General features: G+C 72.7%; 19 protein-coding genes. 9 read left to right on the forward strand and 10 right to left on the reverse strand.

Annotated features, from left to right (window positions below; translation table 11 throughout):
• Nucleotides 1-7: 7 nt before the first annotated feature.
• Nucleotides 8-1,696, forward strand: coding sequence for an L-lactate permease (locus tag IE317_RS19170; RefSeq protein WP_191311933.1), 1,689 nt, complete (start codon nucleotides 8-10; stop codon nucleotides 1,694-1,696).
• A gap of 10 nt (nucleotides 1,697-1,706) precedes the next feature.
• Complete coding sequence (locus IE317_RS19175; RefSeq protein ID WP_191311935.1) at nucleotides 1,707-2,258, forward strand: HD domain-containing protein; 552 nt, start codon at nucleotides 1,707-1,709, stop codon at nucleotides 2,256-2,258.
• On the opposite strand, the gene IE317_RS19180 is transcribed toward IE317_RS19175, so the two are convergent.
• Genes IE317_RS19180 through IE317_RS19190 form a run of 3 tightly spaced genes read right to left on the reverse strand, consistent with a single transcriptional unit; the run spans nucleotide 2,255 to nucleotide 4,335 of the window.
• A complete protein-coding gene (locus IE317_RS19180) occupies nucleotides 2,255-3,520 on the reverse strand; it encodes an RNA polymerase sigma factor (RefSeq protein WP_191311937.1) in 1,266 nt (421 codons plus the stop codon). The two genes, IE317_RS19175 and IE317_RS19180, sit on opposite strands and share 4 nt — an antisense overlap.
• Nucleotides 3,521-3,559: 39 nt before the next feature.
• Nucleotides 3,560-3,910 (reverse strand): YciI family protein, encoded by a 351-nt coding sequence (locus tag IE317_RS19185; RefSeq protein ID WP_191311939.1) that lies wholly within the window; start codon nucleotides 3,908-3,910, stop codon nucleotides 3,560-3,562.
• On the reverse strand, nucleotides 3,910-4,335 hold the full coding sequence (locus tag IE317_RS19190) for a YciI family protein (protein ID WP_191311941.1): 426 nt from the start codon (nucleotides 4,333-4,335) through the stop codon (nucleotides 3,910-3,912). The genes IE317_RS19185 and IE317_RS19190 overlap by 1 nt, the downstream gene beginning before the upstream one ends.
• A 148-nt stretch (nucleotides 4,336-4,483) precedes the next feature.
• Between IE317_RS19190 and IE317_RS19195 the strand changes: the two genes are divergently transcribed.
• Both IE317_RS19195 and IE317_RS19200 read left to right on the forward strand, forming a co-directional pair.
• A complete protein-coding gene (locus IE317_RS19195; protein WP_191311943.1) occupies nucleotides 4,484-5,467 on the forward strand; it encodes a small ribosomal subunit Rsm22 family protein in 984 nt (327 codons plus the stop codon).
• 22 nt (nucleotides 5,468-5,489) lie between these two features.
• The gene (locus IE317_RS19200) at nucleotides 5,490-6,065 is read left to right on the forward strand and encodes a dihydrofolate reductase family protein (RefSeq protein ID WP_191311945.1); all 576 of its coding nucleotides are present in this window, start codon (nucleotides 5,490-5,492) and stop codon (nucleotides 6,063-6,065) included.
• Here the strand turns inward: IE317_RS19200 and IE317_RS19205 are convergent.
• Nucleotides 6,062-6,898 (reverse strand): maleylpyruvate isomerase N-terminal domain-containing protein, encoded by an 837-nt coding sequence (locus IE317_RS19205; RefSeq protein ID WP_191311947.1) that lies wholly within the window; start codon nucleotides 6,896-6,898, stop codon nucleotides 6,062-6,064. The genes IE317_RS19200 and IE317_RS19205 overlap by 4 nt on opposite strands.
• Nucleotides 6,899-6,963: 65 nt before the next feature.
• On the opposite strand from IE317_RS19205, the gene IE317_RS19210 reads away from it, so the two are divergent.
• Both IE317_RS19210 and IE317_RS19215 read left to right on the forward strand, forming a co-directional pair.
• A complete protein-coding gene (locus tag IE317_RS19210; protein WP_191311950.1) occupies nucleotides 6,964-8,301 on the forward strand; it encodes a sensor histidine kinase in 1,338 nt (445 codons plus the stop codon).
• A 56-nt stretch (nucleotides 8,302-8,357) separates the two neighbouring features.
• Nucleotides 8,358-9,683 (forward strand): DUF2079 domain-containing protein, encoded by a 1,326-nt coding sequence (locus IE317_RS19215; RefSeq protein ID WP_191311952.1) that lies wholly within the window; start codon nucleotides 8,358-8,360, stop codon nucleotides 9,681-9,683.
• A gap of 290 nt (nucleotides 9,684-9,973) precedes the next feature.
• On the opposite strand, the gene IE317_RS19220 is transcribed toward IE317_RS19215, so the two are convergent.
• Nucleotides 9,974-12,520, reverse strand: a complete 2,547-nt coding sequence (locus IE317_RS19220) for a CHAT domain-containing protein (RefSeq protein WP_191311954.1) — start codon at nucleotides 12,518-12,520, stop codon at nucleotides 9,974-9,976.
• Between the two features lie 85 nt (nucleotides 12,521-12,605).
• Here IE317_RS19220 and IE317_RS19225 point away from each other — a divergent pair, with 85 nt between their 5' ends.
• Nucleotides 12,606-12,893 (forward strand): hypothetical protein, encoded by a 288-nt coding sequence (locus IE317_RS19225; protein WP_191311956.1) that lies wholly within the window; start codon nucleotides 12,606-12,608, stop codon nucleotides 12,891-12,893.
• 7 nt (nucleotides 12,894-12,900) lie between these two features.
• Here the strand turns inward: IE317_RS19225 and IE317_RS19230 are convergent, their stop codons facing one another.
• The 3 genes from IE317_RS19230 to IE317_RS19240 are packed head-to-tail and all read right to left on the reverse strand — an operon-like array spanning nucleotide 12,901 to nucleotide 15,583.
• Complete coding sequence (locus tag IE317_RS19230; RefSeq protein WP_191311958.1) at nucleotides 12,901-13,386, reverse strand: hypothetical protein; 486 nt, start codon at nucleotides 13,384-13,386, stop codon at nucleotides 12,901-12,903.
• Entirely contained in the window at nucleotides 13,383-13,958 is a 576-nt protein-coding gene (locus tag IE317_RS19235; protein WP_191311960.1) for an RNA polymerase sigma factor, read from the reverse strand. Before IE317_RS19235 ends, IE317_RS19230 begins: the two co-directional genes overlap by 4 nt.
• A complete protein-coding gene (locus tag IE317_RS19240; RefSeq protein WP_191311962.1) occupies nucleotides 13,955-15,583 on the reverse strand; it encodes a S8 family serine peptidase in 1,629 nt (542 codons plus the stop codon). The genes IE317_RS19235 and IE317_RS19240 overlap by 4 nt, the downstream gene beginning before the upstream one ends.
• A 198-nt stretch (nucleotides 15,584-15,781) precedes the next feature.
• On the opposite strand from IE317_RS19240, the gene IE317_RS19245 reads away from it, so the two are divergent.
• Nucleotides 15,782-18,859 (forward strand): SpvB/TcaC N-terminal domain-containing protein, encoded by a 3,078-nt coding sequence (locus tag IE317_RS19245; protein ID WP_191311964.1) that lies wholly within the window; start codon nucleotides 15,782-15,784, stop codon nucleotides 18,857-18,859.
• A 25-nt stretch (nucleotides 18,860-18,884) separates the two neighbouring features.
• Here IE317_RS19245 and sigJ read toward each other — a convergent pair whose 3' ends face one another.
• Complete coding sequence (gene sigJ, locus IE317_RS19250) at nucleotides 18,885-19,766, reverse strand: RNA polymerase sigma factor SigJ (protein WP_191311966.1); 882 nt, start codon at nucleotides 19,764-19,766, stop codon at nucleotides 18,885-18,887.
• Between the two features lie 153 nt (nucleotides 19,767-19,919).
• Between sigJ and IE317_RS19255 the strand changes: the two genes are divergently transcribed.
• Nucleotides 19,920-22,718 (forward strand): alpha-L-fucosidase, encoded by a 2,799-nt coding sequence (locus IE317_RS19255; RefSeq protein ID WP_191311968.1) that lies wholly within the window; start codon nucleotides 19,920-19,922, stop codon nucleotides 22,716-22,718.
• Here IE317_RS19255 and IE317_RS19260 read toward each other — a convergent pair.
• Entirely contained in the window at nucleotides 22,707-23,330 is a 624-nt protein-coding gene (locus tag IE317_RS19260; protein WP_191311970.1) for a hypothetical protein, read from the reverse strand. The genes IE317_RS19255 and IE317_RS19260 overlap by 12 nt on opposite strands.
• Nucleotides 23,331-23,423: the final 93 nt, after the last annotated feature.

Below are 23,423 nucleotides of genomic sequence, written 5' to 3' on the forward strand. Positions count from 1 at the left end.
AGCCGACGTGACCTGGATCCAGGACTACCAGCCGGCCGGCGGGCTGTGGGTTTCCGCGCTGCTCGCCGCGCTCCCGATCATCGTGCTGCTGGTTTCGCTCGGGGTGATCCGCTTCTCCGCGCACCTTTCCGCGGCGCTCGCCCTGGTGACGGCGCTCGGCGTCGCCCTGCTCCTGTACCGGATGCCGGCCGCGCCGGCGTTCGACTCCGCGGCGATGGGCGTCGTGTTCGGCGTGTGGTCGGTCGCGTGGATCGCCTTCCACGCCGTGTACTTCCACAACGTCACCGTCGCCACCGGGCGGTTCGACGCCATCAAACGCGTGCTCGCCGGGTTCAGCGAGGACCGGCGGCTGCAGGCGCTGCTCATCGCGTTCGGCTTCGGCGCACTCCTCGAAGGCGTCGCGGGCGGTGGGTCGCCGATCGCGATCACCGCGGCGATGATGGCCGCGCTCGGGTTCCCGCCGGTGAAGGCCGTCGTCCTGGCGCTGCTGGCGAACACCGCGCCGGTCGCGTTCGGCGGCCTGGGCAACCCGCTGATCGTGCTCGGCAGGCTGACCGCGCCGATCATGCACCTCAAGCAGGACCAGGCGACCGAGCTGTTCTCGGCGGCGGTCGGCCGTCAGGTTCCCGTGCTGGCCCTGATCATCCCGGCGTTCCTCGTCGTCGTCCTGGCCGGCTGGAAGCGCATGCTCGAGGTGTGGCCGGCGGTGCTGACCGCCGGGCTCGCCTTCGCGGCCATGCAGTTCGTCGCGTCCAACTTCATCAGCGCCAGCCTGGTCGACGTCCTCGCGGCGCTCACCGCGATGGCCGCGCTGTGGATCCTGACCCGGTTCTGGCAGCCCGCGGCGGTGTGGCGCTTCGACGGCGAGGAAGCCGTCCCGGCCAAGAGCCTCGGCGCCGCGCAGGCCGAGCGCGGCGCGCTGTACGCGTGGATGCCCTACGTCATCCTGATCCTGGCGATCTTCCTGTCGCGGATCGGCACGATCTTCAAGAACCTCCCCACCTGGCTCGACCTGACGAAGCTGCTGCACAAGGCCGACTGGATCTTCGCCTGGCCGGGGCTGCACAACCACGTCGTCCAGCACCCGCCGATCACCGCGAAGAACGCGCCGTACGCGGCGACGCTGACCGTCGACTTCCTGTTCTCGCCGGGCACGATCGCGCTGATCGCGGCGGTGATCGCCGGCTTCGCGATGGGCGGGCGGCCGAAACTGCTGTTGACGACGTACGCCAAAACGCTGCACCAGATGCGCTGGGCACTGGCGACGATCTTCATGATCCTGGCGATCGCGTTCGTGATGAACTACTCGGGCGCGACGCAGACGCTGGGCTTGGCCCTGGCGACGACCGGCGCGGTGTTCCCGCTGTTCTCGGCCTACATCGGCTGGCTCGGCGTGTTCCTGACCGGCTCGGACGCGTCGACGAACAGCCTGTTCGGCCCGATGCAGGTGATCTCGGCGCAGCAGCTGAACCTCAACCCGATCCTGGCCGGCGCGACGAACACCTCGGGCGGCGTGATGGGCAAGATGATCTCGCCGCAGAACCTGTCGATCGGCGCGACGGCGATCGGCCAGAGTGGCAAGGAGGGCTCGCTGCTGCGGCAGACGTTCCTGTGGTCGCTGCTGCTGACCGCGGTGGTCGGCGTGATTTCCCTCCTCCAGGCGACGATCCTGACGGCGCTGATCCCGTCGCCCTAGGCTGGGCGGCATGAGTGAGGCACTGGCGTCCTTCGGCTACGAGCTGGGGATCCTGAAGCGCGTCAGGAGATCGGGCTGGTGGCACGCGGGCGTCCGCGACCCGGAGTCGGTCGGCGAGCACAGCCTGCGCGCGGCCCAGCTGGCGGCGTTGCTCGCGGCAGAGGAAGGCGCTTCCCCGGAGCGGGCGGCCTTCCTCGCGCTGTGGCACGACACGCAGGAGACCCGCACGGGCGACCTCCCGCTGACGGCCGGGGAGTACCTGCGCAAGCCGGAACCGCGGCAGATCACCGCCGACCAGACGGCCGCGCTCCCCGAGCGGTCCCGGGATCTGGTGCGGTCGGCGGTGGACGAGTACGAGACCCGGGAGTCGCCGGAAGCGTGGTGCGCCAAGGACGCGGACAAGCTGGAGATGCTGCTGCAGGCCCTGGAGTACCGGGACGTCGGCGTCCGGCCGGTCGACGAGTGGATCGAGTCGGCGCGGAAAGGGCTCAAGACGGAGACGGCGCGGAAGGTCGCCGAGGCGGCGATGACGTTGTCGCCGCTCGCCTGGCGGGGACGCTAACCGGCGACCGCCTTCGCGCGGTTCAGGAGCAGCTCCCGTTCACGCGAGTTTTCCGTCATCTCCGCCGCCCGGCGGAACTCCTGTTCGGCCTCCTCGAGCCGGCCGAGTTTCTCCAGCAGGTCGCCGCGGACGCTGGGCAGCAGGTGGTAGTCCTTCAACGCCGGTTCGGCGGCGACCGCGTCGACCACTTCCAGGCCCGCCGACGGCCCGTACGCCATCGCCACCGCGACCCCGCGGTTCAGCTCGATCACCGGGGACGGCTGGAGTTTGCCGAGGCCTTCGTAGAGCGCCGCGATCCGGGCCCAGTCCGTCTCCCCGGCCGTCCGGGCCCGGGCGTGGCACGCCGCGATCGCCGCCTGGGCGGAGTACGGGCCGTACGCGCCCTCGGCGATCTGCTCGGACAACGCCAGCGCCGCGAGGCCGTGCTGGATGAGGAAGCGGTCCCAGCGGGTGCGGTCCTGGTCCAGCAGCAGCACCGGTTCCCCGTTCGGGCCGGTGCGGGCCTTCGCGCGGGACGCCTGGAGCTCCATCAGCGCGACCAGGCCGTGGACCTCCGACTCGCCGGGCATCAGCCCGGCGAGCACGCGGCCGAGCCGCATCGCCTCTTCGCAGAGCGCCGGCCGCATCCAGTCGTCGCCGCGGGTGGCCGAATACCCCTCGTTGAAGACGAGGTAGATGACTTCGAGCACGGACGACAGCCGCGCGACGCGTTCGTCGCCCTCGGGTACCTCGAAGGGCACCTTCGCCGCGGCGAGCGCCTTCTTCGCCCGGACGATCCGCTGGGCGATCGTCGATTCGCGGACCAGGAACGCGCGGGCGATCTCGTCGGTGGTCAGGCCGCCGAGCATGCGCAGCGTCAACGCGACCCGCGCCTGCGTGTTCAGCACCGGGTGGCAGGCGACGAACAGCAGGCGGAGGACGTCGTCCTCGATGTGGTCGTCGAGCGCCGCGTCGAAGTCGGGCAGCACGCCTTCGCCGAGCCGCTGGTCGCGGCCGACTTCCTCGAGCTTCTCCGAGTACCGCTCGTTGCGGCGGAACTGGTCGACCGCGCGGCGCTTGGCGATGGTCATCAGCCACGCGCCGGGATTGCGGGGGACGCCGGCGTCCGGCCACTGCTCCAGCGCCGCGACCAGCGCGTCCTGGGCCAGTTCCTCGGCGAGACCGACATCGCCGCGAGCCATCCGGGCCAGGCCCGCGATGAGCCGCGGCGACTCGATCCGCCAGACCGTTTCGACCGTTCTCCGGGCGTCCGCAACCGTCACCCGGCCATCAGACAGGGTGATCTTCCGCGGTGCAACCCGCTACTCGCTGATCGGGCGAATCTCCAGCACGCCGGACCGGTCCTCGGTGCCGGGCGCCTGCTTCATCAGCGCCACGACGTCTTCGAGCGACTCCCCGTTCAGCACCCAGAACCCGGCGATCAGCTCCTTCGTCTCCGCGAACGGCCCGTCGACGACCTTCGGCTCGGCCTCGCCGTCGAAGAGGATGCGCGCGCCTTCCGCGCTGGAGGTCAGGCCCTCGGCGTACTCGACCCGGCCTTCCCGGTACAGCCGGTCGTTGAACTGCGCCATCTCCGTCAGTTCCGCTTCGGTGGGCTGGAAGCCGGGTGCGTCGGTCTCGGCCTCCGCCTTGACCATCACCAGGAAACGCATCACGCGTTCCCGGCGCTCTGCGCGCGCAGCCGGCCCTCGAGCGCCTCGACCTCGGGCGTCATGTTCTCGAAGTCGGCCGCCTCGGCGACGCGCCGGATCTCGACCTCGCCGGCCTGGCCGCCGGGGTTGGGCATCCGCTTGATCCACTCGATGCACTCTTCGCGGTCGCGGCACTGCAGGATCCAGAAGCCGCCGACGAGCTCCTTGGTCTCGGCGAACGGACCGTCGACGACCTTGGGCTCCTCGGTGCCGGAGAAGACCACCCGCGCGCCCTCCGAGCTCGGCCTGAGCCCTTCGCCGGCAAGCAGGATGCCGGCCTTGACCATTTCTTCGTTGAACTTCGCCATCTCGGCCAGCAGCTCGGCGCTGGGGCCCTGACCGGCCTCGGAGTCCTCGTTCGACTTGACGATCACCATGAACCGCATCGCGGTCTCCCTTCGTTCGCTTTGCCTACGCGTCGAACGGCCGGGCGCCGGATCGACCGCGCCGGGCAAAAACTTTTCGCGCGGGGAAAGTAGCAGCTCAGGGCGAGCGCCGGAGGGCGCCGAGCGTCCCCCGGCTAATCTGCCCGTCGTGGCGGTACTCCCCGACGACCTCTCCTCCGCGCTCGACGACGAGCTGGCCCGGCACCCCGTGGCCCGGCTGACCCAGTCCGTCGACCGGCTCAGCACGCGCTACCGCCAAGGTGACGCGGCGACTTCGCCGATCCTCAGCTCCGAAGCCGACGTCGCCGCGTACGCGGGCTACCGCATGCCCGCGACCTACGCCGCCGTGCACGCTGTGCTCGCCGAAGCCGCTTCACGCGCTCCCGGCTTCGAGCCGCGTACCCAGATCGACGTCGGCGGGGGCACCGGTGCCGCCGTGTGGGCGGCCGCGGCCGTCTGGCCATCGCTGGCCCAGTGCACCGTGGTCGAGCAGGTGGCCGGGGCCATCGGGCTCGGCAAGCGGCTCGCCGCGGGTGCCGGGCTCCCGGCGGTCCGGGACGCGGAATGGCGGCGCGGGTTCGTCGACCCGGCCGCGCCGGCGCCGGAGGCGGACCTCGTCACGCTGTCCTACGTGCTCGGCGAGCTGCCGGACGCCACGCGCGCCGACGTCGTGCGCTGGCTGGCCGCCAAGTCGGGCGCGGTCGCGCTGATCGAGCCGGGCACGCCCGCGGGCTACGAGCGGATCCGCGCCGCCCGCGCGCAGCTGATCGAACTCGGCCTGCACGTCGTCGCGCCGTGTCCGCACGACGCCGCGTGCCCGATCGTGCCCGGTCAGGACTGGTGTCACTTCGCCGCGCGGCTGCCACGCTCGGGGCTGCACCGGAAGCTCAAGGCCGGCACGCTCGGGTTCGAGGACGAAAAGTTCGCCTACGTCGTCGCGTCGCGGACCGCGCCCGAGCGGCCGGACGCGCGGATCATCCGGCACCCGAAGAAGCACAAGGGCTGGGTGGCGCTCGACCTGTGCACGGCTTCCGAAGGGCTGAAGCCCGCGGTCGCCGTCTCGAAGAAGCAGGGCCCGCGCTACCGCGCCGCCCGGGACGCCGAGTGGGGCGACGGCTGGTCTTCCGCCTGATCGGGTGGCAGGGTGGCGGCCCATGGGGAGCGTCATCGCGGAGATCAGCATGTCGGCGGACGGCATCGTGGCCGGCCCGGGCACCAGCACCGACCACCGCCTCGGCCAGGACGGCGACCTGCTGCACCACTGGATGTTCGAGGGCACGGACGCCGACGCCGCGGTCGCGGCCCGGCTGTTCGACGGCACCGGCGCGTTCGTCGTCGGCCGGTCGATGTTCGACGTCGGCGTCGACCCCTGGGGCGACGACGGCACGTTCAAGAAGCCGGTCTTCGTCGTGACGAACCGGCCGCACGAGCCGGTCGTAAAGGGCCCGACCACGTTCACGTTCGTCACCGACGGCCTGGAAAGCACGCTGCGCCAGGCGAAAGCCGCGGCGGGCGAGGACAACGTGATGCTCATGGGTGGCGGCACGACCCTGCGGCAGTTCCTGCTGGCCGGTCTGGTCGACGAGCTGCGCCTGCACGTCGTCCCGCTGCTGTTCGGCGCCGGGGTCCGGCTGTTCGACGCCGAGGCCGGACGGCACGTGAAGCTCGAGCGCATTGCCGTGCACGAGACGCCGAATGCAACCCACCTGACGTTCCGCGTGCGGAACTAGGGCATCCGGACCGTCCGCAGAAACGCCGGCAGCAGCCACGGCCGCGGGCCGCCGATCCGGACGCCGCCGGTCAGGAGCGCGCGGATCCGGGAAATGCGGCCGAACATCATCGGGACCAGGACCGCCGGGTCGAACCGCAGCCGGACGTCCGCTGTTCCGTCCGGTTCCTCGTAGCGCAGCCGGCCGTGCTGGAGCGCCAGGACCGCCGGGGTCGTGTGCGCCGACCGGAACTCCACCGCGATGCGGCGGGGTGACGGCGTCGCGTCGTCGAGGAGCCGGCCCAGGTCGTTGCGGACCATGCCGAACAGGAACAGCTCGAGGAACAGCGCCTCCAGCCGCGCGGGGACGGGCCACGGCCGCCCGATGGCGCGCGCGATGTCGAGGCCGTGGATCAGCATCTCGTTGACCAGGTGCGCGAGCACGCCCGCGACCGGCACGCGGGAGCCGCCCAGCCACCACACCGGCTTCTCCGGGTCGAGGTCCGCGCTGACCAGCAGCAGCTCGGCGATGTCCGCGCGCAGCCGCGCGGCCAGCCGGACCGGGTCGCGCTCCGGGTGCAGCTGCAGCCCGAGCGCGTTCATCCCGGCGATCGTGTCGACGCTCACCGCGTCGATCGGCTCCTTCAGGCCCGGCAGCGGCAGCGGGCCGCCGTCGCCGCGGATCATCGACGGGTACATCAGCGCGATCATCCCGACGTGCGACGCCGCTTCGGCGATCGACCAGTCGCCGAGCGCTCGCGCGTGCGGGTCGCCCACCCCGGTCAGCAGGTCCGCGAACCGGCCGCCGACCTCGGGCAAGGCCGCGCGCACCCGGTGCCACTGTTCGACCGTCACGGCTTCCGACGTTAACCCGCGGCCGCACCGGCCCGGGTCTTCGAAGGTGCGGTTATCTTCTGGGCATGGCCCGGATCCTGCCCCGGTCGACCCGGTGGCGGGTCGCCCTGTTCGCCGCCCTCGCGTCGGCGCTCGTGCTCGGCCTCGGGTCGTATTGGTTCGTGCGGTCGCTGCGCAGCGGGCTGGACCTCGCCGCGGTCCGGGTCGCGAACGAGAAGGTCGCCGCCGTCGCGGGGCTGCTGGAGGCCGGGGTCACGCCGGTCGACGTGGCCCGGCAGCTCGACTACGGCGGCTACCAGATCAGTCTCGGCAAGGGGAAGGACAGCGGCTGCCCGGAGCGGTTCGACCAGACCGGGACGCTCGTCGGGAAGGCGATGGTCTACGGGCCCGGCTGCGTGGTGGGGACGCCGTTCCCGATCGACGGCGGCGTCGAGTCGGTCACCGGGACCAAAGGCGGGAAGTACTTCGTCCAGGCCCAGACCGCGCTCGACCCGATCGGCCTCGAGACGGTGACCAGCGCCGAGGAGATCCTCTGGGGTGCGGTACCGGCGGCTTCGCTGCTCATCGGGGCCGTGGCCTGGTTCGCCGTGCGGCGGTCGCTGCGCGCGGTCGGGGCGATCCGGGCCGAGGTCGACGGCATCCGCGCGCGGGACCTCGGCCGCCGGGTGCCGGTGCCCGACTCCGGTGACGAGATCACCGAGCTCGCCGTCACGATGAACGCGATGCTGGCGCGGCTCGACCAGTCCGTGCAGCGGCAGAGCCAGTTCACCGCGGACGCCTCGCACGAGCTGCGCACGCCGCTGGCGTCGATGCGCACCCAGCTCGAGGTCCAGCTCGCCCACCCCGACCGGCTCGACTGGCGCCGCAGCTTCGAAAACGCCGTGCTGGACGTCTCGCGGATGGAAGACCTCACCGGGGACCTGCTGCTGCTCAGCAAGCTGGACGCCGACCAGCCGGCCGGGACGGCCCGCGTCGCACTCGCCGACCTCGTCACCGGCCACGTCGCCGCGCGGCTCCCCCGCGATGGCGTCGAGGTGCGCACCGAAATCCACGCCGGACCGGTGGTCCACGGGCACGCGGGACGCCTGGACCGCGTGCTGCGCAACCTCGTCGACAACGCCGAGCGGCACGCCAAAACCCGCGTGACGATCACGCTCACCGCGAACGACGGCCACGGCGTGCTGACCGTCCGGGACGACGGCCCCGGCATCCCGGCCGAACACCGCGAGCGCGTCTTCGACCGGTTCGTCCGTCTCGACGACGACCGCGCGCGCGAAGCCGACGGCGGCTCGGGGCTGGGGCTGGCGATCGCCGCCGAGATCGCGCGGACGCACGGCGGCGCGCTGCGGGTCGCCGAGAGCACGTCCGGCGCGTGCCTGGAGCTGCGCTTACCGCTTGCCTGAAGAGTTCTTCAGGCTGCTTAAGCTCCGGTTCAGCGTGGCGGCACGAGCATCCCGCCATGCTGATCGACTTCGCGCCCGCTCCGGCGCGCACGCGCGAAAGCCGCGCGGTCCCCTATGTCGTCGCCGCGGTCGCCTTCGCCGGGTACGCCGCCTGGTCGCTGCAGCGGCTGCGGACGTTCGACGCGAGCGGGTTCGACCTGGGGATCTTCGAACAGGCGGTGCGGTCCTACGCGCACGGCCAGTGGCCGGTGTCGGACCTGCTCGGCGCGGGCTTCCCGACGCTCGGCGACCACTTCCACCCCATTCTGGCGCTGCTCGCGCCGTTCTACCTGCTGTGGCCGTCGCCGGGGTGCCTGCTGGTCGCGCAGGCGTGCCTGTTCGCGCTGTCCGCGGTGCCGGTGACGCGGTGTGCGATCGGGCTCCTCGGCCCCCGCCGGGGTGCGCTCGTGGGCGCCGGTTACGTGCTGTCGTGGGGGCTGCTGTCGGCGGTGAACTTCGACTTCCACGAGGTCTGCTTCGCCGTCCCGATGCTGGCGTTCGCCGCCGAGCACCTGCTGCACGGCCGGTGGCGGGCGGCGGTCTGGTGCGCGCTGCCGCTGGTGCTGGTCAAGGAGGACCTGCCGCTGACGCTCGCCGCCGTCGGCGTGGTGCTGGTGCTCAACCGGCAGCGGCGGCTCGGCTGGACGGTGATCGTCTTCGGCGTCGTCACGTCCGCGTTGCTGTTCCTGGTCGTCTTGCCGGCGCTGAACCCGGGAGGCGCCTACGCGCACGGCAGCGGCTTCGACCCGTTCGGCGGCGCGATCGTCAAGGTTTCGATGCTGCTGGCCCTGCTGGCGCCGACGGCGTTCGCGGCCCTGCGCTCGCCGATCCTGCTGCTGGCGGTGCCGACGCTGCTGTGGCGGCTGGTCTCGGCGAACGACCGCTACTGGGGCATGGGCTACCACTACAGCGCGGTGCTGATGCCGATCGTGTTCATCGCCGGCGTGCACGGCGCCCGCCGGTTCGCCGGCTTCCGGCGGTCCCTGCCGATGTGCGCGGTCGTCGCCGCGCTGGGTTCGTTCGGCCTGCAGGCGGCGCACCTGACCGACGGCGTCTGGACGCCGGCGCAGCGGGCCGGGATCGACGCGGTCTTGGCGCGGATTCCCGACGGCGCGACGGTGCTGGCGTCCAACCGGCTGGCCCCGCACCTGACGTCCCGCTGCACGGTGCTGTTCTTCGACGGCGTGACCGGGCAGCGGCCGGAGTGGGTGGTCGTCGCGCAGCCGGAACAGTCCTGGCCGACGACGCTCGCGACGAAGGCCGCGGCGCTGGCGGACCTGGAGAAGACGGGGTACCTGCGCGTCGACGGGACGGACTCCGTCGTGCTGCTCCACCGTGAGTAGGGAACTCGCAGCGGTAACCGGCCAGTCGGGGGGCGTGCCGGCCGGTTACCGCCGCACCGAGGAAGAGGGAACCCTCCGCCAGGAATGACGCTCGGGTCTCGGCTTCACTCGATCGAGTGACACCGGGGGTCCGGCTCAGCACCCCAAGGCGGCCTTGGTGGCACCTCACATACCGATAGCCGCGACCCTAGGGCTAACTGTCACATCGATGAGGCAGTGAAAACGCCACATCGATGTGACAAAAAACCATAGGGGGGCCGCAGTGACCCACCGTGGTCGCTTGGAGCCGGTCAGCTGCGGCCGAAGCAGACGAACGGCATCAGCGGTTCCGCCTGCGCCGCGTCCGCGAGCGCCCGCGCCGGCGGCGTCCCCACCGACAGCGCCTTGTGGAACGCCAGCATCACGCCGCCCGCCGTGCGGTCGTCCACCCTCGCCACGCTCGAGACCACCGTGCGGCTGCCGCCGTAGAGCAGCGCCGCCGTGAACCCGAGGACCTCGTCGCCCGCGCGGACCACCGCCTGTCCGACGTCGCACGAGGACAGCACCACCTGCTCCGGTGCCGTCGCCAGCTGCTGGACGTCGTAGGCCATCAGCGGTCCGTCGGCCAGGTTGAGCCGGGAGAACAGCACGTTCTCCTGCTCGTGGTGGCCGTGCGCGGCGAAGTGGGCCAGGCGGCAGCCGTCGAACGCCTTGAGCGTGGCCGCGACCGTCGCGTCCGGGCCGGTCAGGATCTCGGCGTCCGGGTACAGCGGGGCCAGCCGGGCGACTTCGGTTTCGGCGTGGGTCAGGTCGGAGCCCGCGACGAGCAGCGGCGCGCCGGTCGCCCGGCCGGAGCGGCGGCCCGCGTCGAACCAGGCCGAGGACGACGGCGTGACCGTCACCGGACGGCCGTGCAACGTCGGCAGCAGCCCCCACGGGATCGCCGAAAGCGCGCCGGTCGGCACGACGACGACGTCGAGGTCGCCGAGCCGGGAAGCCAGCGGCGCCAGCAGGATCGCGTCGAGCGCGGTGACCTGCGTCCGCACCGACCGGCGGATGACCCGGTCCAGCTGCGGTGGCAGCTGCCGTCCGCACAACGCGTCGAGGTCGCTGTGCAGCCGCGCGACCGGCTCCGCGACGGCCGCCGCCGGGCCGAGTTCGACCAGCGCCACCCGGTGGTGCGCGATCACCTGCGCGCACAACGCGCCGCGATCGGCGAGGAAGCAGACCATCGCGCTGCCGGTCCCGGCGAGCTCGTCGCCGATCTCGCGCAGCTTGGCCTCGGCGTGGTCCGCGTCCACGCCCTCGGCTTGCCAGCCCTTGGCGCGGATCTCGCGTTCCAGCGCGGCACACCGCTTCACGGCCTGGGTGTCCGGCTTCCCGGCCAGCTCGCCCGCGCGGATCTGCATCGAGAGGAACCGCAGCTCGGCGACGGCGTCGGCGGTCTCCGGGTGGGACGGCGGGCGCACCGGCCGGAACCGGAACGCCTGGGCGCGCGAGCGCTCGAGCCAGCGGAACACGACGCCCGGCGAGCGCTGCGCGAGCGCGGCGGAAAGGCCCGCGTCGGCGAGGGCCTTGCCCAGCGACGTCGTGCCGGTCTGCAGGTCGACGCTGCCGAACCGGCTGCGGTGCCGCTGCAGCTGCGTCAGCCCGGCCCGCGCGTTCGCGAAGGTGATCCGCCGGTGGCCCGTCGCGGCCCCGAGCTCGGCCAGCGCGAGCCGCCGCACCAGGCGGTTCTCCAGCGGCGCGGTCCGGCGGTCGCGCGGGGCGATCCCGGCGCGGGCGCCGTCGAGGTCGCCGAGCGCGATCCGGGCCCGGGCCGCCAGGAGGCCCGCGATCTCGGCGTCGTTGCGCAGGCCCAGCCCGGTGAGCCGGCCGGCCAGCGCGGTCGCTTCCGCGGCGACGCGGGCGATCCGCCGCCCGGCCGCGAAGTCCGCGCGCAGCACGGTCAGCCGCGCCACCGCGGCCCAGGTTTCGTTGCCACGACGACGAAACCGGCGTTCGGCCCGTCCGGCCCAGCTCCGCGCGGCCACCGGATCACCGCCGGCCAGCGCGGCCAGTGCCCTGGTCAGCTCGGCCTCGGCGTGTTCCTGGTTCATCCGCAGCCGCGGGAACTGCTCGAGCGCCGCGTCGAGTTCGGCGGCGGCTTCGTGGGGCAGCCCGGCGGCCAGCAGCGCCCGCGCCTTGTCGACGGCCAGCACCGGCAGCATCCCGACGCTCTGCTCGGCGTAGAACCCGCTCGCCGCGTCGAAGTCGCGCAGGGCGCCCGGGATGTCGCCGGTGAGCACCCGCGCCTGGCCGCGGCCGTGCGCGGCCTTGGCGAAGATCCGGGCCAGGCCGTCTTCCCCGGGATGGGCGGCGCCGACCTGCTCGCACTGGTCGAGGTCGGCGAGCGCGAGCCGGACGCGGCCGGCGTACTGGTGCAGCATCGCGCGGTTGAGCAGCGTCCTGGCGAGCACGACGTGTTCGCCGGCCTGCCGCAGCAGCGGGATGGCCTCGTCGAAGCACGTCAGCGCCTCGTCCATCCGGCCGATCAGGATGAGCACGAGACCACGTTGCTGGCGCAGGATCCCGCGCCCGGCGTCCGACACGAGGGCGTCGGCCTCGTCGAGCAGGGCGAGGCCGCGGGTGCTGTTGCCGAGCGCGGTTTCGACGGCCGCGTAGGTGCCGAGCACGCGCGTGGCGAGGTCGGGCCAGGCGGGCCACCCGCCCGGTGGTCGCGCGGCGGGCAGGCCGAGCAGCCGCGCGGCGCTGCGGATCAGGCGTCCCCCGACCACCGGCTGGCCGTTGTTGGTCGCCGCGACCGCGCGCCGGTGCAGGTCGCGGACCCGGTCTTCGACCCTCGGCGACGCGACCACGGGCTGCCCTTTCGGCCGGGGAAGGACGCCCCGGATCGTACCTCCGGGTCAGCGGTATCAGGCAGTTCTTGCAGACTGCAGCACCATGGCGAACGAATTCCCCGCGCCGACGGTCGTCGACGCCCTGCCCCGCCGGTTCCGCGGGCTCATCGTGGAACTGCTCGCCGACCGCGCCCCGGACCTGCTGGCCGCGTTGGAAAAGCAGGAGAAGCCGACGCTCGCCCAGCAGGAAGCCGTGCTCGAAGTGCTGGTCGACGCCTTCGTCGACCACCTCGGCCCGTGGGACGAACCCACTCCGCGGGGCGCGCTCATCGACGACGCCCTCGGCGCCTTCCTCGAGCAGTGGCCCGCGGAGGACCTCACCGACGAGTGAACCCGCGTCAGAGTTCGATCGCCGGGGTGCTCACCGTCCTCGACCGGCCCACCGTGCGCACCAGCACCTGGACCATCCCGTGCGGCACGCCGCTCACCGCGAACCGGCCGTCCGCGTCCGACGTCGTCGTCAACGTGCCGGAGCTCGCGCGGACCTCGATCGGGTGCTCGGCCGGCGGGGTGAGCCAGCCGTCCAGGCGGATCGTGCCCCCGGGCTCGGCGCTCACGTTCACCATGATCGTCAGGCTCTCGCTGTCGAACGTGATGAGCCTGCCCTGCTCGGCGGCACTGCGCGCACCCGCCAACGCCTCCTGCTCCCGGATGCGCATTACCTCCAGGTCGACGTCCTCCAGCCGGATCGCGAACCGGATCTGGTCCACCAGCGTGGCGGGCATCGGGTCGGCGTCTTCCCACAGCTCGCGCACGCCGGCCAGCAGCCGGAAGTCGAGCTCGTCCAAGGGCTCGTCGGCGCCTGGTGGTTCGACGGTGGTCACAGCCAATCTCCTTCGCCGTTGGCGAGTAGCTGCTCGCGCAGGCGCGCGAGGCAGCGTCCCCTGGTCGGGCCGATACTCCCCCTCGGCATGCCCAGCCGGGCGCCGACTTCGGCGTAGTCCGGCCGGTGCACGAACGCCACGATCCGCAGCAGGCTGCGGCAGCGTTCGGGCAGGTTGTCCACCGCGCGCCACAAGCGCACGCGCTGGTCTTCGCGCAGCACCCCCTCCTCGGGTGCCGGGGAGGCCTCGGCCGGCCGCTCCGGGAGTTCCGGCAGCGGCCGCTCGAGCTGGCGCTTTTCCCCCGTGCGCCAGGCCTCCCGTTTCGTGACGGTGATCAGCCAGCCGGTCAGCGCAACCGGCGAGCGGATCTCGCGGAACGAGCCGAGCAGCCGCAGCCACGTCGTCTGCACGACGTCGGCCGCGTGCTCGGTGTCGAGTCCCTGGTCGCGCGCGACCTGCCAGAGCAGGGGCGTGAGCAGGGAAACCAGCTCGTCCAGCGCCGCGCGGTCGCCCTCCCGCGCGGCGTCGAACAGGGTCGCCACGCGGGCGTGGTCGGTCTTGGCCACGTTCACAGCGAGCCCAGTGCGGTCCACGCGCGTTTGACGACGGTTTCGCGGTCGACCGTGGCGAGGTCGCCGGACTGCAGCAGGGCCTTCGCGAGCTCGGCGGCGGCCAGCGGCGCGGCGAACGACGTCCCGTCCCAGACCGCGAAGCCGGCGCTGTAGTCGTCGGGGTCGAAGGAATTGCGGCCGAAGCCCGGGACCTCGTGGTCGGCGGCCGCGGTGCCGCGGACGTCGGTCGGGTAGGTGCTGACGACGCCGGCACCGGTCGCCCAGGCCCGCACCCACGGGCCTTCGTTGGAGAACAGCGCCTTGCTCGCGGTGACGTCGGGGTTGAGTGCCCCGACGCTGATCACCTGCGGACCGCTGCCGCCGCCGAGCGGCTGGTCGGCGAAGGCCGCCGGGTAGAACCGGCGGGTGGTGGCGTCGTTGCCCGCGGCCGCGACGACGAGCACACCGAGGCCCAGCAGCTCCGCGATGGCCGCGCCGAACTGGCCGGTGTAGGCGACGTCCGCCGGGTTTTCCTCGTAGTAGCCCAGCGACAGCGAGACGATGTCGACCATGTCCTCGGGCCGGTTGTCCGCCTGCGCGGCCCGGACGCGGTCGGCGAGCAGGTGCAGCGCGAGCAGGACGTCGGCTTCGTACGCGACGCCGTCGCTGTGCACCACGCGGATGGCGAGGGTGTCGGCTTCGGGGCAGGCCTGCCGGACGATGCCGGCGATGAACAGGCCGTGCCCGGTGTCGGTGTCGACGTCGCCGATCAGCGGCTGGCCGGTCGTCGGCGCGTCCCAGTGGTCGTCGAGCAGCTGGGTGGGCAGCGTCGTCCCGGAGGTGAGCTCGGCCTGCAGGATCGCCGCCTGGATGTCCGGCGCGATGGCCAGCCCGGAGCCGGCGGGCGGCGGTCCGGAGCGGTCGGGCAAGCCGAACCACGGGTGCGGGCCGATGCCGGTGTCCAGCACGGCGATCACCGGACGCCGCTGCTCCGGCCGCTCGCTGCGGTGGGGCGGAGCCGCGGCCAGCGTCACCGGGATCCGGTTGGCGCCGCGGGTGCGCCCGTAGGAGCTGCCCGCGCCGAACCCGCTGGTCTCCCACGGCGTGCCGCCGAGGCCGCTGGTCTCCCACGGCACCCCGCCGAACACCGGCGTCGTGAACAGCAGGTGCTCCGGCGAAATCCGCGCGACCAGGTCCGGGTCGAGCTCGGGCCGCTCGCCCGACGCCGCCGACCGCAGCAGCTGCAGCGCTTTCCAGCAGTCGACGACGACCGGGTCGGCGTCTTCACGGACGCGCAGCAGGGCGCGGACGGGCAGTTCCTCGAGCTGCCGGGCGCGCGCGGTCTCCTCGGTGTCGCGGTCGCCCGCCGGTTCGGCGTACAGGCCGATCCGGGCCAGGACGCCGTTGATCGCGCCCAGGGTCTGCTGGTCGCGCAGGTACCGCTGCGGGGCGAGGAACACACCCGGCCGGTACACGGTGGTGCGCGGGGCCGGCTGCCCGGCCGCTACGACGGCCGTCGCCCGGTCGAGCACGCGGGCTCCGTGCCGGTCCAGCAACTGCCTCGGCGGGGCCGGGAGTTCGTTGAGCGTGCTCGCGTCCTCCGCCGCTGCTTCCGCGGTCTCGTCCCGCACGAACCTGACGACCATCGGGTCCACCCTCCTGCTGCCTCTGCCCCCGCCACTGATCACCAACGGCACCCGGGAAAGACCCGCGGGCCGCCCTTGGGATACGACACCGACGTCACGAATGCATAACGGCGACGGCAAACGGGTGACGACGTATCTGGCGCCCCGGCCTCACCCACTTGGCCGTCCGGAAGTCACGGATCCATCGGGGAGATCACCATGGTTGTGCTCCGGTCGAGCACGCACGAAGCGGCCTTCACCCCGGAACCGGCGACCGGCGGCGGCTCCATCACGGTGCCACTCGACCTGCCGCCCGGTCCCGGCGGCAGCGCGCCCGCGCTCGCGCTGCGCTACGCGACCGGCGCGCCGAACGGCCCGTTCGGCGGCGGGTTCACCCTCCCGCTGCCGCACGTCGGGACGGCGGGCGATCACGCGCCCTCCGGTGCGGCGGGCCGGCTCGTCCGCCGTGGTGACGGCTTCCTGCTCACCACGCCCGCCGGCCTGCGGCACTTCCTCGGCCCCGGCGACGGCGCCACCTGGTACCTCGACCGGACCGAGGACGCCTTCGGCGTCACCACGACGTTCGGCTGGGCGCACCACAGCGGCCAGGCCTACCTCACGCGCGTCTCCTACGGCCCGTACGAAGTGGAGTTCGGCTACGAGCCGCGGCCGGACGTGCTGCGCCGGGGCCGCGACGGCACCCTCGTCACGACCGCCCTGCGGTGCGCGCGGATCGACCTGCGGGTGCCCACCTCGGCGCGGCCGCTCGTGCGGCGGTGGACCCTCGGCTACGACGCCGACGACGTCACCGGCGCCTCCCTGCTGACGTCGGTGGCGCTCACCGGTTTCGACGCCCACGGTGCCGAAACCGCCGCTCCGGTGGTGCGGCTGGCCTACGCCGCCGTGGACGCCCCGCCACCGCGGCGGGGCCGGCTGACCGCGCGGGCGCGCTCCGGCGGCGGGGTGTCCGTGCTCGACGCCGTGCCGTACCACTCCTTCGAAGACCCGCCCCGCACCGGACGGCTGTGCGAAATCGACAACGGGCTGGGCCTGCGGACCGCGATCGAGTACGCGACCGTCGCCTCGGTGCCGGTGGTCCGGCGGGTCTCGCTGCGCGAATCGGCCACCGGCCACATGGGCGTCACGGAGTTCGAGTACCACGACAGCCGGGCGCCCGGCTTCGGCCGCGTGGTCCAGGACGACCTCGGCGACGAGTACGCGCCCACCCTGCGGACCGTGCGCTGGTTCGGCGATCAGGGGCACCTGGCCAAGGAGGAGACCTACGGCCTCGACGGCTCACCGGCGGCGGACCGGCCGTACCGCCGCGTCGAGCACCGCCGACGTCCACAGTGGACGCAGTCGGTGACGACGGTGTTCGAACGCCGGGAGACGCCGGTCTCGGTCACCACGATGGAGACGGCGTTCGATTCGGCCGGGAACCCGACCCGGGAGGTGGAGACGACCGAACGGCCCGGGCGCGAGCCGGTCGTGCGCGAGACCCGGACCAGCTACGCCGCCGATCCCGAACACCGGTTCACCGCGCTCCCGGCGCGGGTCCGCGAGCTGGACGGCACCGGGAAAGTGCTGTCCGACAAGATTTTCCGGTACGACGAAGAGCCCGATGGCCGCGCCGGTTCGCACGGCTTCCGCACCGCGCAGGAGGAGCTGGTGCTCACCGACGCCCTCGTCGCCGACGTCTACGGCTCGTCACCGCCGGACCTGCGGTACCACGGCTACCACCGCCGTCCCGGCGAAGAAGGCTGGTGGGTCACGACGTTCCACGGGCGGCTCGGCACCGTCGCCGGGCTGCGCACCACGACCACCGACGCGCTCGGCCACGCCCGCGAAGTCCGGTACTCCGCCGACCACTGCTTCCCCGAGGTGGCCACGGACCCGCTGGGCAACGTGACGATCACCCGCCACGACGTCCGCACGGCGCGGGTGTGCGAGGTGACCGACCCGGCGGGCGCGGTGACCACGCTGACCCACGACCCGCTGGGCCGGCCGGAAACGGTCGTGCGGCCGGGCGATTCGGCCGATCTGCCGACCGTCCGGTACCGCTACGACGGCACCCGCGTCACCACCGAGCAGCGGGCGGTGTCCGGCGAGGCGGAGGTGCTGGTGAGCGCCGAGCTGCGCGACGGCGCCGGGCGGCTGCTGGAGCGGCGGCACGCGGAACTGCTCGGCGACGTCGTCGACGAGCACCACGAGTACTGCGCGCGGGGCCTGGTGTGCCGCACCAGCCGGGCGTTCCGGGACGGCGACCCGCTGCCGCCGCCCGAGGAATTCCGGTACGACGCACTGGGCCGCCCGCTTCCGGTCCGCGAAGACCACGGCCCCGGACGCGGGGTGCGCGACCTGCTCGGACGGGAACTGCGCGGGGAAGACGGTGTCGTGCACGTCCGGGACGCGGCGGGAGACGTCGTCGAGTCGCGGACCCCGGGCGGGCACACGGTGTTCCGGGTCCGCGACGCCGTCGGCCGGGTGGTCGCGGTGCTGGTCGACGACCCGCGCGGCACGCCGGTCACCACGTTCACCCACCACGACGGCGGGCTGCCGGTCCCGCTCGGCGCGGGGCCGCACAGCTGCGGGCGCCTGGTGCGCGTCGCCGACGAATGCGGGGTGACCCAGTTCGGCTACGACGCACTGGGGCGGCCGGCGGAGAAGCGCTGGCGCCCGGCGCACGTCGCCGTCGAGTACCGGCTCGACGTGACCCGCCGCGCCGACGGGCGGATCTCGGCGGTGACCTACCCCGACGCCGGCGACGGGCGGCTGACCGTGCACCACCAGTACGACGAGGTCGCCAGGCTGGTGAGCGTGCCCGGGTTCGTCGACGCCGTCGACTTCGACGTGCGCGGCCACCGCACCGCGGTGCACTACGCGAACGGCGTCAGCGAGCACTTCACCGACGGGCGGCACGTGCTCACCGGACCGGGCGGGCTGCTGCGTGAACTCGAGCCGGGTCCGTCCCCGGAACCGCCGTCCGGCAGCGAAATCCGGGACGCGTTCGGCCGGCTGCGCGGGGTGCACGGCAACGACGGTGTCAACGCGCTCTACAGCTACGACCACACCGGCCGCCGCGTCCGCACCCTGATCACCAACGGCGCGCACATCCACGAAGTCCTGACCCCGGACGACCACTACGCCATAGAGGACGGCGAGCTGGTGGTCGTGGTGGCGGGCGCGGTGCGGCAGTACGCGGACGGCAGGCGCCGGTACCTGCACTTCGACGACACCGGCCAGATCGCCCTGATCACCGACGAGCACGGCGCGCTCGTGAGTGTTCAGGCGGGTTAGAACCCGCTTTACCACTCACGACGGGTCAGTCGAGGACGGCGAGGTCCAGCCGGCTCAAGCGGTCCGGGTCGGCGAGGATGTCGATCTCGACGATCCGGCCGCCCGCGACCGTGAAGCCCAGCACCGAGGACGGCCGGCCGTCGCGGGTGGCCACCACGCCTGCCGCGCCGTTGACCAGTGCGCGGTGCACGACGCCGCCGCCGGCGTTGAGGCGGGAGAACGTCAGTGCCTGGTTCGCCACCGCCGCCGCGCCGCGGACTTCGGTCGAGCCGCCCCGGGCCGCGCCGTGGTCGGCCCGCAGCACGACGTCGGAGTCCAGGACCGAGACGAGCGCGTCGAAGTCACCACCGCGGGCGGCCGCCAGGAAGGCGTCGACGACTTCGCGCTGGCGGCCCAGATCCGGGTCCGGGGCGACCGGGGCACCCTGCACCCGCCGCCGGGCGCGGCTCGCGAGCTGCCGGGTCGCCGCCTCGGACCGGCCGACGATCGAGGCGATCTCTTCGAACGGCAGCCCGAACATGTCCCGCAGCACGAACGCGAGCCGTTCGGCCGGGGTGAGCGTGTCGAGCACGACCAGCAGCGCGAGGCCGACCGAGTCCGCCATCAGCGCCTCGTGCTCGGGGCCGTCGTCCTCGCGGCTGACGATCGGGTCCGGCACCAGCGACTCCCACGGCTCCTCGCGCCGGGCCTTCCGGGAGCGCAGCATGTCGAGGCAGACCCGCCCGACGACGGTGGTGAGCCACCCGGCCAGGTTCTCGACGGCCGCCGTGTCCCTGCGGCTGAGCTTCAGCCACGTTTCCTGGACGGCGTCCTCGGCCTCGGTCAGCGAACCCAGCATCCGGTAGGCGACCGAGCGCAGGTGGTCGCGGTGGGTTTCGAAGCTGCGGGCCAGGAGCTCCTCGTTCACGGGTTCGTCCTTTCGCGGTGCGATCACCACCCTGACGAACGCGGGCCCGGATTTGTGACAGATCAGACGACTGTGTGCCGATGAGCGGCATCTTCGCTTGACGTACGATATATCAGGAACTAATCATCGGATCTCTCCGGACGAGGAGGTCCCTTGAGAATCCGACTGCTTGCCTGCCTCGCCGCCGCCGTCGCGCTGGTGGCGAGCCTGGTCAGTCCCGCGAACGCCGAGCTGTACCACCCACGCCAGGACTGGCTGCGGGCCTCGACGGCCGGGCTGTTCCTGCACTGGGGCATGTTCACCGCGCCGCAGCACACCGACTGCGCCGCCTGGGAGCGCGACGTCACCGACGGCGGCTGGACACCGGACTACTGGATCGACGAAGCCACGAAGCTGGGCGCGTCCTACGTCGTCCTCACCACCTTCCACAGCCGGCTGGGCTACGCACGGCCGTGGCCGTCCAAGATCCCCGGCAGCTGCTCGACGCAGCGCGACTTCCTCGGCGAGCTGATCGCCGCGGGCCGGGCCAAGGGCGTTCGGGTCATGCTCTACCTGACCGACGATCCCCAGTGGCACAACGAGACCGGCCACGAATCGCTCGACTCGGCCGCCTACTCCGCCTACAAGGGCCACCAAGTCGACTTGACGACCCGGCCCGGCTTCGGCGAGTTCTCCTACGACCTGTTCGACGAGGTCATGGACCGGTACGCGGACCTCGCCGGCTTCTGGATCGACAACGACAACGAGTACTGGGAGCAGCACGGGCTCTACGAACACATCCGCGAGAAGCGGCCGTCCTGGTTGCTGAGCAACAACAACGAGGACACGCCGATCATGGACACGGTCAGCAACGAGCAGAAGACCGGCATGACCCCCTCCTACGACTACCCGCAGGCGATCTACACGCCGCTGCCGCGGCTCACCGAGGCGGACTACAAACTGCCGACCAACGGCGACTGGTGGTACAGCGGTGGCGACCAGGCCGTCGACTTCCGGCTCTCCACCGGCCGGTACATCACGAACGCGGGCTCGTCGATCAAGTCGCTGATGGCCGAAACCGCCATGCTCAACGGCAGGTTCCCGCCGCAGCAGGAGGCGTTCAACAACTTCATGGCGTCCTGGACGCAGCCGATCAAGGAGTCGCTGACCGGCACCGAGGGCGGCGGCTACCTGTACGGCGGGATGCAGCCCGGGTTCTGGAACGACGGCGCCCACGGCGTCATCACCGTCAAGGGCAAGACACAGTACGTGCACGTCGTCACGCGGCCGTCGACGAACCTGGTCCGCCTGCGCGACAACGGCTACCACGTCACCGGCGTGTCGGACCTGCGCACCGGGAAGCCGATGCGGTTCGCCCAGTCCGGCGGCTATCTGTCCATTCTGGACATGCAGGACTGGGACGCCTACGACACCGTGTTCAAAGTGGACACCGCCGGGCAGCAGTACTTCTACGACAAGAGCACGATCAAGGCGACCGCGTCGGCCAACGCGGCAACAGCCGCGAACCTCGTCGACGGCAGCTACCTGAACTACTGGGACGCGGGCGGCCGGCTCCCGGTGTCCGTGACGCTGGACCTCGGCCGGAAGCGGTCGACGGCCTACCTCGCGGTGCACGAGCGCGAGTCTTCGCCGACGTACGCGCGGGAATCCTTCGGCCGCGCCGAGGACTCCGCCCGGATCAAGGACTACCGCGTCCACGCCAGCGACGACGGCAAGACCTGGCGCACGGTCCGCACCGGCGCCCTGCCCAGCAGCCGCGGCGTCCAGTTCATCGACGTCGGCGAGGTGCACGCGCGGTACCTGCAGCTCGAGGTGCTGAACACGTGGTCGGGGCCGCAGGCCAAGCCGTTCTACCGGCAGCTCGCGCTCGACGAGATCGACGTCGCCTACGGCTACCCCGACCCGCGCGGCGAGGTGCCGCTGGAAGCGGAGTCGTGGCGCAACGGCTTCGAGGGCAAGGCGACGCCGGTGTGGTGCGAGGCCTGCTCGGGCACGAACGCGGTGACCGGCCTCGACCGCGGCGCGGTCGTCTTCCGGAACGTCCAGGCCACCGGCCCGTCCCGGCTGCAGCTGGACACCACCGGGCCGGGCACCCTCCAAGTGAGCGTCAACGGCGCGGCGCCGATCCCGGTCACCGCACCGGCGGCGATCCCGGTGCCGCTCAACGCCGGCGCGAACACGATCAAGGTGTCCGGAACGGCGGACCTCGACCGGATCGCGGTGGCGCCGATGCCGCCCGAGTCGTCCACGCCGAAGACGACGTTGACCGTGCAACCCGCCGGCATCCAATGGGTTTCGCCCGGTCAGCAGTCGATCCGGATCGACGCGTCGCTGCGGCTGGACGTCGACGACCCGATCGACCAGGTGTCGCTGGCCCCGGTGGTCCCGCCGGGCTGGACGGTCACGGGCAGTCCCGCGACGACGTCCACGCTGGGGCTCGGCCAGGTCCTGAGCGGCTCGTGGACGGTGACCGCGCCGGCGGCCCAGGACGTGAGCATCCCGGTGACGGCGTCGTTCCGGACGCTCGGGCGCGCGAAGTCCGTCAGCAAGCCGGTGCAGGTGAAGCAGCGGCCCGCGGACCGGGTGTTCATGCGGGAGGCGGAGGACTCGGCGAACGACATCGGCGACGCCGGCGTCACCGGCTGCTCGCCGTGCTCGGGCGGGCAGAAGGTGCGCAACATCGGGCCGGGCGCGGCGGTGACGTTCCCCGGCGTGACGGTGCCCGCGGCCGGCCAGTACACGCTGTACCTGGACTTCACCGTCAACGGCGACCGGTCGTACTTCGTGTCGGTGAACGGCGGCGCGCCGGCGGAGGTCAAGGTCAGCGGCGTCGGGAACAACACCCCGTACACCACTTCGGTCCCGGTGCCGCTGACCGCGGGCGCCAATACGATCCGGATCGGCAACGACCGCGGCGGGGCCCCGGATCTGGACCGGATTTCACTGGGTTAGCTCCCGCATGACCCGGCCCGCGTCGAGGTCGACGGCGCGGCCCGGGTCCCCGCCCGCCGCACTCCACGCGACGGTCACCCACAGCTCGGCGTAGTCGCCGCGGTCGACCCGGGGCAGCCGCCAGGTGAGCCGGCCGCCGGTCCGCTCGACGGCGTCCCCGCCGACCAGCCGCGACCAGTACGGGGGCACGTGCTGCCCGGCCCGCGAGCACCGCCGCAGCCGGTCGGCGCTGGGGCCGCCGACGCTCACCACGGCGTCGGCGGTCTCGGCGGTGAAGGCGCTTTCCCAGGTGCGGTCTTCGCGCGGCGCGCCGGTCAGCTCGGCTTCGACGACGAACTCGCCGACGTCCTCGCGCGCCAGCACCCGGAAGATGGTGACTTCGCGGGCGATCCCGGGCGGTCCGGACGCGGTGCGCCCGCTCAGCACGTCGAGCCGCGCGGAGTCGGACCGCCACCGGCACAGCCGCGCACCGGAGTCGAGGTCCCAGGTGAGCTCCGGTCTCGCGGGCACGTCCCAGCCCCCGACGCGGGCCGCGAACCGCACGGCGCCGAGCGGGGTGACGACGTCGAGCGCGCGCGGGGCCGTCCGCGCCAGGACTTCGGTGTCCAGCATGCCGACATCCTTACCCCCCGCGCTGACCGGCGAAAATGCGCTGCGCGAACGTCACCCGACCGGGGAGGATCGGCGTCGTGGAAGAGGGACTGA

The sequence above is a fragment of the Amycolatopsis bullii genome (assembly GCF_014654205.1).
GTDB lineage: Bacteria > Actinomycetota > Actinomycetes > Mycobacteriales > Pseudonocardiaceae > Amycolatopsis > Amycolatopsis plumensis.